The sequence below is a fragment of the Chryseobacterium sp. AG363 genome, from assembly GCF_003610675.1.
Lineage (GTDB): Bacteria > Bacteroidota > Bacteroidia > Flavobacteriales > Weeksellaceae > Chryseobacterium > Chryseobacterium cucumeris.
On the sequence record NZ_RAQF01000006.1, the window covers coordinates 98,963 to 114,169 of the forward strand.

The 15,207-nt window shown below is 37.5% G+C and carries 15 protein-coding genes and 1 riboswitch; of the genes, 3 read left to right on the forward strand and 12 right to left on the reverse strand.

Translation table 11 applies throughout. From position 1 onward, the window contains the following. Positions 1 to 162 precede the first annotated feature (162 nt). From DEU39_RS20775 to DEU39_RS20785, 3 genes are all read left to right on the forward strand, one after another. Positions 163 to 2,286, forward strand: a complete 2,124-nt coding sequence (locus tag DEU39_RS20775) for a TonB-dependent receptor domain-containing protein (protein ID WP_120233236.1) — start codon at positions 163 to 165, stop codon at positions 2,284 to 2,286. A 29-nt stretch (positions 2,287 to 2,315) separates the two neighbouring features. Further along, positions 2,316 to 3,155: a DUF5694 domain-containing protein gene (locus DEU39_RS20780; protein WP_120233237.1), complete on the forward strand. Its 840-nt coding sequence runs from the start codon at positions 2,316 to 2,318 to the stop codon at positions 3,153 to 3,155. 68 nt (positions 3,156 to 3,223) lie between these two features. Further along, a complete protein-coding gene (locus DEU39_RS20785) occupies positions 3,224 to 5,452 on the forward strand; it encodes a TonB-dependent receptor domain-containing protein (protein WP_120233238.1) in 2,229 nt (742 codons plus the stop codon). A gap of 111 nt (positions 5,453 to 5,563) precedes the next feature. Here DEU39_RS20785 and DEU39_RS20790 read toward each other — a convergent pair whose 3' ends face one another. From DEU39_RS20790 to DEU39_RS20845, 12 genes are all read right to left on the reverse strand, one after another. Continuing rightward, positions 5,564 to 6,274 (reverse strand): HesA/MoeB/ThiF family protein, encoded by a 711-nt coding sequence (locus DEU39_RS20790; protein ID WP_120233239.1) that lies wholly within the window; start codon positions 6,272 to 6,274, stop codon positions 5,564 to 5,566. Positions 6,275 to 6,415: 141 nt separating this feature from the next. Further along, a complete protein-coding gene (gene thiH, locus DEU39_RS20795; protein ID WP_120233240.1) occupies positions 6,416 to 7,534 on the reverse strand; it encodes a 2-iminoacetate synthase ThiH in 1,119 nt (372 codons plus the stop codon). Between the two features lie 9 nt (positions 7,535 to 7,543). Further along, the gene (locus DEU39_RS20800; protein ID WP_120233241.1) at positions 7,544 to 8,320 is read right to left on the reverse strand and encodes a thiazole synthase; all 777 of its coding nucleotides are present in this window, start codon (positions 8,318 to 8,320) and stop codon (positions 7,544 to 7,546) included. After that, the gene (locus tag DEU39_RS20805; protein WP_062676002.1) at positions 8,317 to 8,931 is read right to left on the reverse strand and encodes a thiamine phosphate synthase; all 615 of its coding nucleotides are present in this window, start codon (positions 8,929 to 8,931) and stop codon (positions 8,317 to 8,319) included. The genes DEU39_RS20800 and DEU39_RS20805 overlap by 4 nt, the downstream gene beginning before the upstream one ends. A 5-nt stretch (positions 8,932 to 8,936) precedes the next feature. Beyond that, on the reverse strand, positions 8,937 to 9,674 hold the full coding sequence (locus tag DEU39_RS20810) for a hydroxymethylpyrimidine/phosphomethylpyrimidine kinase (protein ID WP_120233242.1): 738 nt from the start codon (positions 9,672 to 9,674) through the stop codon (positions 8,937 to 8,939). Beyond that, a complete protein-coding gene (locus tag DEU39_RS20815; protein ID WP_120233243.1) occupies positions 9,650 to 10,237 on the reverse strand; it encodes a thiamine phosphate synthase in 588 nt (195 codons plus the stop codon). The genes DEU39_RS20810 and DEU39_RS20815 overlap by 25 nt, the downstream gene beginning before the upstream one ends. Continuing rightward, entirely contained in the window at positions 10,234 to 12,045 is a 1,812-nt protein-coding gene (gene thiC / locus DEU39_RS20820) for a phosphomethylpyrimidine synthase ThiC (RefSeq protein WP_120233244.1), read from the reverse strand. The genes DEU39_RS20815 and thiC overlap by 4 nt, the downstream gene beginning before the upstream one ends. A gap of 25 nt (positions 12,046 to 12,070) precedes the next feature. Then, positions 12,071 to 12,277: a sulfur carrier protein ThiS gene (gene thiS, locus DEU39_RS20825; RefSeq protein ID WP_120233245.1), complete on the reverse strand. Its 207-nt coding sequence runs from the start codon at positions 12,275 to 12,277 to the stop codon at positions 12,071 to 12,073. A 57-nt stretch (positions 12,278 to 12,334) separates the two neighbouring features. After that, positions 12,335 to 12,430, reverse strand: a riboswitch (TPP riboswitch). 116 nt (positions 12,431 to 12,546) lie between these two features. Further along, positions 12,547 to 13,224 (reverse strand): RluA family pseudouridine synthase, encoded by a 678-nt coding sequence (locus tag DEU39_RS20830; protein ID WP_047424699.1) that lies wholly within the window; start codon positions 13,222 to 13,224, stop codon positions 12,547 to 12,549. A gap of 11 nt (positions 13,225 to 13,235) precedes the next feature. Beyond that, complete coding sequence (locus DEU39_RS20835; RefSeq protein ID WP_047377337.1) at positions 13,236 to 13,550, reverse strand: hypothetical protein; 315 nt, start codon at positions 13,548 to 13,550, stop codon at positions 13,236 to 13,238. Positions 13,551 to 13,553: 3 nt separating this feature from the next. Next, positions 13,554 to 14,369 carry a 3-methyl-2-oxobutanoate hydroxymethyltransferase gene (panB, locus tag DEU39_RS20840; protein WP_120233246.1) on the reverse strand — a complete coding sequence of 272 codons (816 nt, stop codon included), beginning with the start codon at positions 14,367 to 14,369 and terminating at the stop codon, positions 13,554 to 13,556. Positions 14,370 to 14,429: 60 nt separating this feature from the next. Beyond that, the gene (locus DEU39_RS20845) at positions 14,430 to 15,143 is read right to left on the reverse strand and encodes a Crp/Fnr family transcriptional regulator (RefSeq protein WP_034692595.1); all 714 of its coding nucleotides are present in this window, start codon (positions 15,141 to 15,143) and stop codon (positions 14,430 to 14,432) included. Between the last annotated feature and the right edge of the window lie 64 nt (positions 15,144 to 15,207).

Consider the following 15,207-nt stretch of genomic DNA (forward strand, 5'->3'; position numbering starts at 1 on the left):
CATCTACTCTTTTCGATAAAAACCTGTTTTTTTCCGATGAAACTTTTTTGACACGCATAATGTTGCCCTTCATCTAAATGCTCTTTCCATTCAGAAGCCCTTCCAATACTTTTGTGAGAGAAATTTAACACAACCATTATTTTAATCTGTCATTAATATTCCATGAAAAAAGATTTTTTATTTATAGCTACCTTGATTTGTTCTTTAACAGCAGCACAAACAAAAGACACTATTAACGTCAACAAAATTGAAGCAGTGACGGTGAATGGTAAAAAAGTTCTGGTAGAACGTAAAGTGGATCGTCTTGTTTACAACGTTCAGAACTCAATGCTTTCACAGGGAAGCTCAGGGACTGAGGTTCTGGCGGGAACTCCTTTATTGCAGGTGGATGAAAACAAAGGACTTCTTTCTATTGCCGGAAAGAATGGGGTTTCTGTAATGGTGAATGACCGGATGCTGAATCTTTCCGGATCAGAACTCATCAATTATCTGAGAAATATTCGTTCTGAAAATATTTTGAAAATAGAAGTGATTACGACTCCACCTGCTAAATATGAAGCTCAGGGAAACAGCGGAATTATTAATATCATCCTCAAAAAGAATCAGAATCTTGGATGGAGCGGCTATCTGAATTCCAATTATACTCAAAAAACATATGCCGGTTTCAGCAGTGTGGCAGGAGTAAATTATCAAAACGAGAAGATAAAAGCTTCTGTAAAGGTGACGGGATATGACGGAGATAAAAGATCGGTAGAAAAATATAATATTATCGGCCAAAATTCTTCTGTCAGCAAGGATGACAGAAGAGATATGAATGACGGACTTGGGCTGAATGCCAATTTCGACTATTCTCTTTCTAAAAATTCCAATATAGGATTGGTATACGACATTACAAAAGGACATACCAATATGGATATCAATTCGACACAAAGTTACTTTACAGATGGTACGTCTACTTTGCAAACAGAGACAGATTCAAAGCATCGGTCTCCTTTTACTACCCAAATGCTTAATCTCTATTTTGATCAAAAACTGGGTGAACATAAACTTAGTTTCGGATCTAATTATTATGGAAATTTGCCCGATACTGAAGTTAATTTTACAACAAAAAATCTTGCCACTAATGCCACTCAGATCGTTAGAAATCGCTCTACGGTAGATTATAAAATATACTCCGGACAAGCAGACTTGACTTTAAATTTCAAAAAAATTCAATTGGAAACAGGTACGAAATACAGCCAGTTTTCTAATAATTCAGATATAGAATATTTTAATTTCACCAATGGGAATTATATCATAGATCCGGCAAAGAGTAATCTTTTTGATTATGATGAAAAGAATTATGCAGCTTATATCAGTGCCAGTAAGGACCTAGGTGAAAAATGGTCTTTAAAGGCCGGACTTCGTTATGAATATTCACAAACCAGCGGCTTCTCTCCTACTACGCAATCAAAATCGGAGAATAATTACGGAAAGTTTTTCCCAACAGCTTATGTCTCTTATAAAGCCAATGAAAACAATCAGTTCAGTATTAATTATTCACGAAGAATCAACCGGCCTTACTTCCGAGCTTTAGATCCGTTCCGATGGTATTCTAATCCCAATACGTATTATACAGGAAATCCAAGTCTGCAGCCATCTTTCAATCATAACATCGAATTCAATTATATTTTTAAAAGTAAATTTTCTACCAATCTTTATTATCAGAGAACAACGAATAATTTTGACCAGATTTCCTTTCTGAATGGGATTAACCTTGTCAGTACCTATGAAAACTATTATAGTCAGAATGTTTACGGAATCAATCTCAATTATACGAACACCTATTTCAAAATCTGGGAAAGTAATATCTCTACTTCCTTCAGCTATAATGAAACTCAGATTACAAGATTCAATCTGGTTGCTAAAAATGGACAGTCATTTTATTTTTCTTTGAACAACACCTTCCAGCTGAATAAAGCAAAAACATTCATGCTATTTGTCAACTACTGGAACAACCTTCCTTCCAGAGACGGATATTTTTCTGCGAAAAACAGTGCAAGTCTGGATGCAGGATTAAAGATGAGCTTTGCAGAAAAGGCACTTCAGGTCAATCTTTCAATGAGTGATATTTTCAGACAATCCGGATTGAGGGCTGATATGTACTTTACCGATAACACACAGTCATTCAACAACTATTGGGATGCCAGAAGAATGTCACTCAGCATCACTTATAATTTTGGAAATCAGAAAGTAAAATCAAATAACAGAACGGTGAATTTCGAAGAGAAAAACCGTGCACAATAATAATGTAATAGTAATTAAAAAATAAAATCATGAAAACTTTTATTTATATTTTTCTTGTATTCATGTCTACATCAGTGTTTGCTCAAAAAAAACCTTCCGATTATTTTAAAAATCCAAAGACAAAAGTTTTGGTTGTCGGATCATTTCATTTTGATTACCCAAATCTTGATGCCAATAAAATCAATACAGAAGATCAGATAGATGTACTTTCTCCTAAAACTTCAAATGAAGTCACCGAGCTTGTAGAATATATCAAAAGATTTAAGCCAACAAAAATTGCAATTGAGGCCTGGCCAAGCTGGAATGCTAATCAAAAGCTTAAGGAATACAATGACGGCAAACACCGGGACAAAAGAGACGAACGTTATCAGCTTGCTATGAGAATCGCCAGGGACCTTAAAATAAAAGAACTGTTCAGCATTGATGCGGAATGTATTTGGGATGATCTTCAGAAGAAGTTTGGAAAAAGCGATTCTACATTTTTTAATACCCTCAGCAAAGAGTATGATTTTAGAAGTAATGATGCAATTTCTCAACAATTTAACAGGTTTTTCAAGAGTTCTGAACCTAAAAATTTCAAATCGCTCTTAGACACTTTTATTTATATGAATTCCAAAGAAAGCCATCAATATGGATATGGGGCTTATCTGAGCGGAGATTTTAAACTGAGAGAATATGATGGTGCAGATATGCTTGCTCTCTATTGGTACAGCAGGAACCTGAGAATGTTCCGCAATATTCAAAACATTCCTCATAATAATGAAGACAGAATTCTTGTTATTGCAGGAAATGGCCATGCGGCTGTATTAAGACAACTTTTTACTTCTTCTGCAGAATATGATTTTATTGAATTTTCTTCATTAAAATAAATAAATTACTGTGCTGACTGTAACAAAATTTATTTTTCATCGTCTAACCGAATAGTAGTAAAAACATTATGAAAAAAACTATATTCGCTTTATCTCTGGTAAGTTCTATGCTGGTTTTCTCTCAGGAAAAGACCAATAGCACTCCTAAAGAGAAACAAATTGAAGGTGTAGTGATCACCAAAACTAAAAAAGCCGTTGAACAAAAGGCGGACCGTACTATTTTTGATTTTTCTGAACAACCTCAGCTCAATAACGGAAACGTTCTGGAAGGAATTAAAAAACTTCCCGGGCTTGTATCTACCGACATCGCAGGGATGATGTATCAGGGAAAAATGCTGGAAGTATATCTTAACGGAAGACCGTTGAATATTACGTCCAATGAACTGAACTCCTTCCTGGAAGGAATGCCTGCCAATTCTGTAGAAAGGATTGAAGTGATCACTCAGCCTGGTGCTGAGTTTCCAGCCACTTCCGGAGGTGCAATTATGAATATCATCACCAACAAAAACGCTAATAAATATTTAACTGCTACCTATTCTGGAAATTATTCTTTCACGAATTATGATAAATTCAGAAGCAGAACCACAAACTCTGTTAACTTAAACGCCAGAAATAAATATTTCGGGTGGCAGCTGAATGTTGGGCAGAATTACCGTGAAAGTATGCTGAATGGCCAGCAGGATGAACTTTTGAACAGCCATACCGATCGATATGCACGCGGATATTTTGCAAAATCCGGATTGACTTTTGATTTAGGACAGGACAGATTATTATTGAACTACGATATTTATCACAACAATAATGATAACTATACTTTAAGTGACGGACATGGAGATCTACCGTTCAAGAGAAACCCGAAGGATTTAAGAGAAGCTTTTTACACTTCTTCGGATGTTGCCCATACCAATACTTTAAGACAGGAAGCCGTGGTAACGTATCAGAAACGTTTTGCTGACAAATCTCAAAAACTTGATTTCCAGTTTGGGTATACAAAATCAGACAGCAAGTTTTCTCAGGATAATTATTTTCAGGATGGAACATTTGTAAACTATCCCAATGAACCTCTTGATAGTCCTACCAACGGATTAAAAGATATTCTGAACAATAAATCTGTGATGAATATCGCGAACCTGAAAGTAGATTATGCACAGCCAATCAAACTTCTTGATGGCGGAAAGGTAAGTTTTGGTGGGTTATATGAAAGACAGGATTATGATACAAAAAGTTTTGGTCTGACCAATCTGGAATATCAAAGACAGACAGCTTCTACCTACTTAGAGTTTCAGGCTAAATTGAAAAAATTTGATTTCACATTAGGCTCCCGTGCTGAGAACTATGATATTTCCGGAGTAACAAGATATTTTGATAAAGATGCAAAACTGGTAGAGGCTAATTTAATTCCTTTCAATAAGTTTAAATTTTTCCCTAATGCAAGCGTGCAGTATAACATGATGAATCAGGTTTATATTGCCGCGAATTACAACAGAAAAATCAGTCTGCCGAGTATTTCTGCCCTTAACCCGAACAACGTGACGTTCTCAGGACCCAGTACAGAAGTAAACGGTAACCCGAATCTACAACCTACTATTTTTGATAATTATGAATTGAAAATTTCAGCTTTTGATTATGCATTTATCGGATATAGTGTAAGTTCGGCAAGCAATCAGGTGGCACAGATCATCCGAAAAGACGGAAGAAAACTCTACAACGAGCAGGTGAATATTTCAAATATGAAAATTCACAACTTCAACGTGGGATTGCCGATTCCTTTCATGATTTTCAGTAAGCCTATGAGTGAGATTATGAAGTTTGATTTCAACCCTGATAAAATTAACTTCATGTACTTATATGCCGGTTATCAGAAACATGAAATTGACAATCTGAATAATAAAGGGTTCTGGATTTTCAATATCATGACGCAAATTCTTTTGCCTAAGGACATCAAAATGACAGCTAATTACAGCTATCTGACACCTAAAGCAGGATATTTCTACTTTACGGCAGAAAAACCGTTCAACAACTCGCTTGATATTACGTTGACGAAAAAGTTTATGAACAACCGTCTGACACTTTCTGTTTTTGCGAATGATATTTTCAACGGACAGATGATGCAGGTACGTTCTAATCCTCCATCAGGAACTCCTGTAATGATCAGCAGTAAATATGATACAAGAAATTTCGGATTTTCTATCAACTACAAAATTCCGACAAGAAATAAACTGGCAAAAGAGGATCCGAATATCCTTAACCAGACTAAAAAAGAGGATAACGGTGGCGTAATGCAGCAGGCACAATAATCCTTTCCAAGATAAATAAAAGAGGCAGTAATCATTTTACTGCCTCTTTCTATTGATATTAAAATGGTGTTATTTGGTAAAATATCAGTGATATTAGTGTTTACATTTACTTCAGAAATCTATCGTCTGAAATCTCCACTTCATCGTATCTACCAATGTCATTTGATTCACACTCACCGGAAGATCTATGATAATTTTTAATGCCTGAAGAGCCATCATGCTGCCTATCATTCCGGGAAGAGCTCCTAATACACCAAGACTGTCACAATCGGGAACATCCTCATCGAAAGGCGGTTCAGGGAAAATATCCCGTAAATTTTTACTTCCACTATGATTAAATACAGCAACCTGTCCTGAGAACCCTAAAATACTTCCATAAACCAAAACCTTTTTCAGTTTCACGCAGGTATCATTTACCAGATATCTTGTTGAAAAGTTATCTGAGCCGTCAACAATAACATCATATTGAGACAGAATTACCTCTGCATTATTTTCATTGATTTTTTCTTCAATACCGATGAATGTAATCTGGTGATTGAGTTCTCCAACAAAGGTTTCAGCACTTTTCACTTTGGATAATCCTACTCTGTTTTCGGTATGGATAATCTGCCGGTTCAGATTATGAAGTTCAACCTCATCAAAATCTGCAACACCTAAAGTTCCTACTCCTGCAGCAGCCAGATATTGAATAACAGGACTTCCCAAACCTCCTGCCCCAATGACAAGAACTTTGGATGAACTTATTTTCTTTTGTCCTTCCAATCCTATTTCTTCAATAAATATCTGCCGGCTGTACCGTGAAAAATAATCTTCTTTTTTCATACTTTATGATAATTGAGCCATTAAGTTTCTTTAGCTTTTTTAGGAAAGTTAAGCTTCGCTTTAAAAAGATACTATCTTAAAAATCTCCGATTTTTATTAATTCAACTTCACTCCTTCAAAATCCTTAATGGCTTTAAAATTTCAAAATCCATTATATACGGAATCCCAATCTTTCATCACAGGATCATAACCTGCTTTTTTAATCATGATTTTAATTTCATCCATACTTCGCTCGTCACTGGTTTCAAACTGTTCCAGAGATTCTTTATCCACCGCATATCCTCCGGGGTTTGTTTTTGAACCTGCACTCATAGCGGTTGCTCCCAGAGAAACAATATTATTCCTAAACACTTCACTTTCCCTGGTAGAAATGGAGATTTCAAGGTCTTCATTCCAGATTCTATACGCACAGATCAATTGAAGAAGATCTTTGTCCTCCATTATGAAATTAGGTTCAATAATCCCTTCTGCCGGTCTGAGTCTTGGAAAGGAAACAGAAAATTTACTTTTCCAGTATTGTTTCTGAAGATAATCAATGTGTAATGCGTTAAAAAAACTGTCAACTCTCCAATCTTCAAGTCCAAGAAGAACTCCTAGTCCAATTTTATGAATTCCTGCTCTTCCTACCCTGTCGGGAGTTTCCAGACGGAAATGGAAGTTAGATTTTTTACCCTTTGGGTGATATTCTCTGTAAACATCCTGATGATAGGTTTCCTGATACACCAAAACGGAATGTACTCCTTCCTCATGAAGCAACTTATATTCTTCTTCCAATAAGGGCTGAACTTCAATGGAAATGTTGGAAAAATGAGGCTTTAACTTACGGACAGCATTCTGAAAGTAAGGAACTCCTACTATTTTATTGGCTTCACCACTCACCAGCAGCACATGATTCACTCCCATTGATTTCAGAACAGATGCTTCAATCATCAGTTCCGTATCGGAGAGGGTTTTTCTTTTCAGATGATTATCAAGACTGAATCCGCAATAGGTGCAGATATTCTGACATTCATTACTGAGATACAGCGGTGCATACAGCTGAATGGTTTTTCCAAATCGTTTTTGGGTAAGCATCTGCGTCATTCCTGCCATAAGTTCCAGTTCCTGAGAGGCAGCTGGTGAAAGGAGATTCAGGAAATCGTCCAGAGTTTTATTTTTTTTCTGAAGACTGTATCTTACATCTGCCAGACTTACTTTTTCAAGCTTATTCTTCACCTCATCCCACTGATAGTTTTCAAAAACATCTTTAAAGCTTTTCATAAGTTTGATTTATTCAAATAAAAATGAAGTAAGCGGACTTGAAGCTTCAGCATGGTTGGCAATAGCTCCCAATCCAGATTCAAAGGCTCTTCTTCCTGCAATCACACCTTCTTTAAAAGCAACAGCCATATTCAACGGATTTCTGGCTACAGCAATGGCAGTATTCACCAAAACGGCATCTGCTCCCATTTCCATTGCTTTTGCAGCATCTGATGGTGCCCCGATTCCGGCATCTACCACTACAGGAACATTACTCTGACTGATGATTATTTCCAGAAAGTCCTGAGTTCTCAATCCTTTATTGGTTCCAATGGGTGCCCCCAACGGCATTACTACAGCTGTTCCGGCATCTTCAAGACGTTTGCATAAAACAGGATCGGCATGGATATAAGGCATGACAATAAATCCTAATTTAGCCAATTCTTCCGTGGCATATAGAGTTTCAATTGGATCGGGAAGTAAATATTTTGGATCCGGATGAATTTCCAGTTTTACCCAGTTGGTTTCCAGTGCTTCTCTGGCTAATTGAGCTGCCAATACAGCTTCTTTGGCGGTTCTTGCTCCGGAAGTATTAGGCAGAAGGTGAACGTTGGTTTCTTTTAATGAATCAAGCAAATCGTCTTCACTGGATTGAGCATCAATTCTTTTAAGCGCCATTGTCACCATATTGGTTTCTGATGCGATAACAGACTGCACCATATCTCTCATACTTCCGAATTTTCCTGTTCCTAAAAACAGTCTTGATTCAAAAGTTCTTCCTGCTATTTCTAATTTCTGATTGTTCATATCATTACTTTTTTTAGTTCGTTAATAATAGTCGGCTGCCTGGTAATAAGTCCGGATACAGCAACACCATAAATCCCGATTTCCTGTAACGGTAAAATATCTTCGAGAGTAACACTTCCGATGGCAAATATTTTGGGAACGTCTATTGATTTTTCTCTTAATCCATCAATGATAGCCTGGTAGCCTTCAAACCCCAGAACAGGGCTTAGTTTTTCTTTGGTTGTAGTAAATCTCAATGGTCCTAAACCTATATAATCACAAGATTCTTTGATTCTCTGAATGACATCTGAAAGGGTATTAGCCGTTCCTCCAATTATTTTATTTTCGTCTAAGATCAGTCTTGCTTCTTCAATGGCACTGTCGTTCAATCCTAAATGAACACCATCTGCATCTATTTCTTTGGCTATTTGTACATGGTCATTGATAATACAAACCGCCTGATATTCTGAACAAAGTTGTTTTGAAATTTCACAAAGATTGATTAATTCGTTTTCAGGAGCATTTTTCCATCGAACCTGTACCCATTTGATCCCGTTGTCTAAGGCTTTCCGAATACAAAGTTCCTGTTCCTGCAGGGTATTTCCTTGTGATATGTATTGTAATTTTTCCATGTTTTCTATGAATGCGCTCCCAATAAAGAGGGATTGCTTTTTAAAAATTTTTCGATGTATCGTTTTCCGTTTCGGCATGCCTTCTCCATATTTTCGCCTTTCGCAAGTTCTGCAGTAATTGCTGAAGATAAAACACAGCCGGAACCATGTTTAGGAAAATAGATTGTATTGTCTTCGGACGGGAGTAAAAAAGTTTCTTTTTCGTTTTCAACTAAAATATCCGTTCCCAAATGATCTTTCCGGTGTCCTCCTTTGATCAGTAATGAGCATTGATTTGTATCCGGCAAAAGATTATCTCCTCTTAAAATGTGGTATTCGTTATAATTAGGAGTTATTAAACTAAGCTTATTAACCGTACTTTTTAATTGAGGAAGTGTTTCAAGGTTAAAAAATGCGAATTCAGAAGTACTTTTCAGAACGGGATCCCAAACTATTTTCACTTCAGGATTTCCTTTTTGAACTGTTTTTACAATCTTACCCAGAAATTCGGCATCCTTCACTATTCCAATTTTCACGGCTGAAACGGAATAATTATCCATCAGTACCTGAATCGCTTCAGTTACTTCATGTATAGGCCGCCATTCTAAACTCAGGCATTTCGAAGCAGTTTGCAATGTTAATGCGGTACACACTCCAAGTCCCATCACCTTTGATTGCTCAAAAGTTTTGCTATCTGATAATAAGCCTGCTCCGCCACTGGGATCGAAGCCTGCAATACTTATGACATAAGGACGTTCCTGCATTTTTTGAATACTTTTAAAGGTTCTTCACTTTCCCAGATTGCACCTAATAAAGCTGCTCCATCAGCATCTGAATCGAAAACTTCATGAATATTATCCTGATGAATTCCTCCAAGAGCAATCAATTTTACATCCGGATTGTTCCGATGTTTTATTTCTTCTTTAATGGTAGAATTCAATCCATATCCTTTTTTGGAGATACTTGGAAAGAACGGGCTTATGAAAGCATATTCCCATTCTTTTTCCAAAGTATTGTAGGTTTTAATATCATGTACAGAAGTTGAAATGGTATTTTCTTTCGCAAAAGACTTATACATTTCTTCCTGTCGATCAATCTCTCTGAAATGAAACCTTGAAATAGTAAATTCTTTCCCAAGGTCATAATACGTATGCAAAACCAGCTGTGTATAAAAAGATTCATCAATCTGAGTGATAAATTCAATCATTTCATTCCGGCTGATCCATGGTTTACGAATGTGAAGCAGATCAAGACCTTCCTGAAACATCTGATTAATGAAATCTGTCTCGTTCGGGACAATCAATTCAGGAGTAATGACCAGGATCATATATAAATTTCTTTCCCTTTTTCGATGAACTCCTGTGATTTATCAAGCATTCCTTGTTCTGCTGATTCACGAATTTCCTGTGTAATTTTCATGGAACAGAATTTCGGTCCGCACATGGAACAGAAATGAGCAATTTTTGCTCCTTCTGCGGGCAGTGTTTCATCATGATAAGCTCTTGCTGTCTCTGGATCTAATGAAAGATTGAACTGATCTTCCCATCTGAATTCAAATCTGGCTTTACTCAATGCATTGTCCCTGTACTGTGCTCCCGGATGACCTTTAGCCAAATCTGCAGCATGAGCCGCCAGCTTATAGGTTATTACTCCAACTTTTACATCGTCTTTATTCGGAAGCCCTAAATGTTCCTTCGGAGTTACATAGCAAAGCATCGCACATCCAAACCATCCGATCATGGCTGCACCGATTCCTGAAGTGATGTGATCATAGCCCGGTGCAATATCAGTGGTCAATGGGCCTAAGGTATAAAACGGAGCTTCATGGCATTCTTCCAATTGCTTTTCCATATTTTCTTTGATCATGTGCATCGGAACATGGCCTGGTCCTTCAATCATTACCTGTACATTGTGTTTCCATGCAATTTTTGTCAGTTCACCTAAAGTTTCCAGTTCTGCAAACTGAGCGGCATCATTAGCATCTGCAATAGATCCGGGACGAAGGCCATCACCAAGAGAGAAAGCCACGTCATACTTTTTCATGATCTGGCAGATCTCCTCAAAATGAGTGTATAGGAAACTTTCTTTATGATGGAATAAACACCATTTTGCCATAATAGATCCTCCTCTGGATACAATTCCGGTCACTCTTTTTGCTGTTAAATGGATATATCTCAACAAAACACCTGCATGAATAGTGAAGTACGAAACTCCCTGTTCTGCCTGTTCAATAAGGGTATCTCTGAAAATTTCCCATGTCAGATCTTCAGGAACACCTTTTACTTTTTCCAATGCCTGATAGATCGGAACAGTACCAATAGGAACCGGACTGTTTCTGATAATCCACTCTCTTGTTTCGTGAATATTTTTCCCGGTAGAAAGATCCATAATGGTATCAGCTCCCCATCGGCAGGCCCATACTGCTTTTTCTACTTCTTCTTCAATACTGGATGAAACAGCACTGTTTCCGATATTGGCATTGATCTTTACCAGGAAATTTCTTCCGATAATCATCGGTTCACTTTCCGGGTGGTTGATATTATTGGGAATGATCGCTCTTCCCGCAGCAATTTCGTCCCTTACAAATTCCGGAGTGATCTTGCTTTTTGGAGTATTGGCTCCAAAACTGTGTCCCGGATGTTGAAAAGCCATTTCTTTAGACACTGATTCCAGCTGTTCTATTCTTTGATTTTCCCGGATCGCCACATATTCCATTTCCGGAGTAATGATTCCCTGTTTGGCATAGTAAAGCTGGGTAACCTCTTTTCCTTTCTGTGCTACTTTAGGTTTATGATCATAAGAGAACCTCAATTCATCTAAAAGTGGATCAGCTAAACGGGCTTTCCCGTATTCAGAAGTAATTCCGTCTAAGATATTCACATCATTTCTGTCCAGAATCCATTGTTCTCTGATTCTTGGAAGCCCTTTCTGAATATCAATAACCGCATTTTCATCGGTATAAGGACCTGAAGTGTCATAAATCGTTACCGGAGCATTATGTTCAAAGCCGCCATTGGTCAATTTGGTTGGGCTAAGCTGTATTTCACGCATTGCTACATTGATAGGATGTAATGTACCTTCAATATAGATTTTCTTTGAGTTCGGAAATGGCGAACATGTAATGGAGTGAGCCATAAGTTTTTGGTATTAAATATGAGAATTAACCGCCCTGAGTGGCAGTAATGATTAAAACTGAATCGTTGTTTTTGAGAATGGTTTCCGCCCAGACTGACAGCGGAATAATTCGGTTGTTGAGCGCTACAGCAATACCTTTTTTCTTTCCGGGTAACTCAATAGCCAGTAATGCTTCCAGGTTTGCAGGAAGTACATCAAATGTTTTTCGGGTGTGGTTGATTATAAGTTCCATTCCTAATAAATTAAATATACTTTAGGAATGGCCATTATTGTACAATAGAATGTACAGCAAAAGTCATCTACTTTTCCCTACGCTGGTATGATCCAGATCAGGTTCAAAGGGTAAGTCTCAGTCTGTTGGTAACAGACACCCCTAAAGTTGGGAACGAAGTTAGACATTTTTTTAGAATGCGCAAAATCTGAAATGATAATAAAGAAAAAGTCCATCTCAAAATTGAGACGGACTTTTATGTTTGCCTTTAATTAACTAAAAATCTTTAGTTATTCCTCACAAGCTCTCCAGATCGCATCATTCTGCGGCACGGGAGCTGTTATTTCAATATTTTCTTTGGTAACAGGATGAATAAACTCCAGCTTTCTGGCGTGAAGATTGATTCCTCCATCAGGATTGGAACGTGGTGCTCCGTATTTCAGATCACCCTTAATCGGAACTCCGGTCTTGGACAGCTGTGCTCTGATCTGATGATGCCTTCCGGTTTCAAGATCAATTTCAAGAAGGAGATAATTATCCAGTGTTTTGATCACATGATAGGTAAGAATAGCTTCTTTCGCCCCTTCAGTAGCTTTCGGAAAGACAATAGCCTTATTATTTTTTTCATTTTTCTTTAAATAATGCACCAGTCTCTGGCTTTGCGGGATCATTTCTTTTCCTACAACTGCCCAATATGTTTTTTTCACTTCACGGTTTTTCACCATCTGTGTCAAACGGGAAAGTGCTTTGGAAGTTTTTGCATAGATCACCAGTCCTGAAGTTGGGCGGTCTATACGATGAACCAAGCCGAGAAAAACATTTCCCGGCTTAGCATCTCTTATTTTTATAAAGTTCTTGATGGATTCTAATAGTGATTCATCGCCGGTCTTATCGCCTTGTACAAGCTGACCCACCTTTTTATTAATCACCAGAAGATGGTTGTCTTCATATATAATCTGCTCCTTCATACTTGTTCCGTCTATCTTCTTCTGTTGGATAAAGACAGGATAATCCCTGCAAGAAGGCCTACCGTTTTAACAGCTGAAAGTTTTGAGCCTTCCGGAATAAACGCTCCGAATACACAGATAGCCGCTGCAGCATACATGGCATAAACAAAATTCTTATTGGTAAGCAATGGAGCCTGAATAAAAAAGCTCGCTCCAATCAGAACATAAAATACTTTTCTTGAAAGCAAATGATTGATTTCCGGGGAAAATAAATTAAACCATCCTACGGCCAGACAAATCAAAGCTGCAATAGATAATATTCCCTGGATAGATTGTTGGTTCTGCATGGATTAATAACTTTCGTTTTCGTTTGGAAACTCTACATTTTTCACATCTTTCACGTATTGAGAAACGGCTCCTGTAATTTCTGTGTAAAGGTCAAGGTATCTTCTTAAGAATTTCGGGCTGAAACCTTTGTTCATTCCCACCATATCATGATACACCAAAACCTGTCCGTCACAATCTGCGCCAGCACCGATTCCGATGGTAGGAATAGAAATACTTTCAGTTACTTTCTTGGCTAAATCAGCAGGAATTTTTTCCAACACAATAGAAAAACAGCCAAGCTCTTCCAAAAGCTGAGAATCAGCAATCAGTTTTTCAGCTTCTGCTTCTTCTTTAGCTCTTACTTTATAAGTTCCGAATTTATAAATGGACTGTGGCGTTAATCCCAAATGCCCCATTACAGGAATTCCGGCATTGATAATTTTTTTGATAGACTTGGAAATTTCTTTTCCACCTTCAATTTTTACAGCATGCGCCCCTCCTTCCTTCATCATTCTTACCGCAGACTCCAGTGCTTTTTCAGGATTACTCTGATAAGTTCCAAAAGGTAAATCCGCTACCACCAAAGCTCTGTCGGTTCCTCTTACCACACTTTGAGCATGATAAATCATTTGATCCAGCGTAATGGGTAATGTAGTTTCGAAACCAGCCATTACATTCGCTGCAGAGTCTCCAATCAAAATAGCATCTACTCCACCTGCGTCTACCATCTTCGCCGTGGTAAAATCATAGGCTGTAAGCATTGTTATTTTCTCCTTGTCGAATTTCATTTTACGCAAGGTTTCAGTTGTAACTTTTTTAATTTCAGAGTGAACAGACATAATTTATCTATTTTTAAAAGTTAAAAAGTCGGCCTTGAGCCGACTTAAGTTTTTGTATGATTATAAAACTACGTGACCGAGTTTCATGAGTTTGTCGTGATTTAAGATCTTGATATTTCTTCCGTCCACTTCAATCAGGCTATCCTGTTTGAATTCCGAGATCAGGCGGATGGCACTTTCAGTAGCAGTACCGATGATATTAGCTATCTCTTCTCTCGTTAATGAGATCTTGATAAAGCCTTCAGGATCTACTCCCAGTTTCTGTTCCAGCAGCAAAAGAATTTCTGCCAGTCTTTCTCTTACCGTTTTTTGTGCAAGGAAAGTAATGGTATTGGAAGATTCTCCTAGTTCGTATGAGATTTTCTGAAGCATTACAAAAGACAATTGTGGGTCTACCTCCAAAAGATACATGAAAATATCTGCAGGTAAAAATACACATTCAATATCTGTCATTGCTTCTGCTTTGGCCTGGAAATTTTCCCCGCAAAGCAAAGAACGATAGCCGATGATATCTCCTTCTTTGATAAATCTTAAAATCTGATCTTTACCGAACGCTCCTGATTTCGAAAGTTTGGCAGCACCTTTTTCCAGGACAAACACTCCTTTTGGAGTTTCGCCATCCTCGAAAATAGTATCATGCTTCTGAAAACTCAGTTTCTTCTTGCCATTAATGTATTTTTCAAAATCTGCGCTAGAAAGTCTTTCTTTAAATGATTTATCATTAAAAACTCTGGCGAACCTCTCTTCAATTGCTATCTGTTGTTCCTGCGGCATTTTATATGATATTTATCACAAAAATAGAACTTTTTAACACGATAAACAAAAAAATTTGTTATAA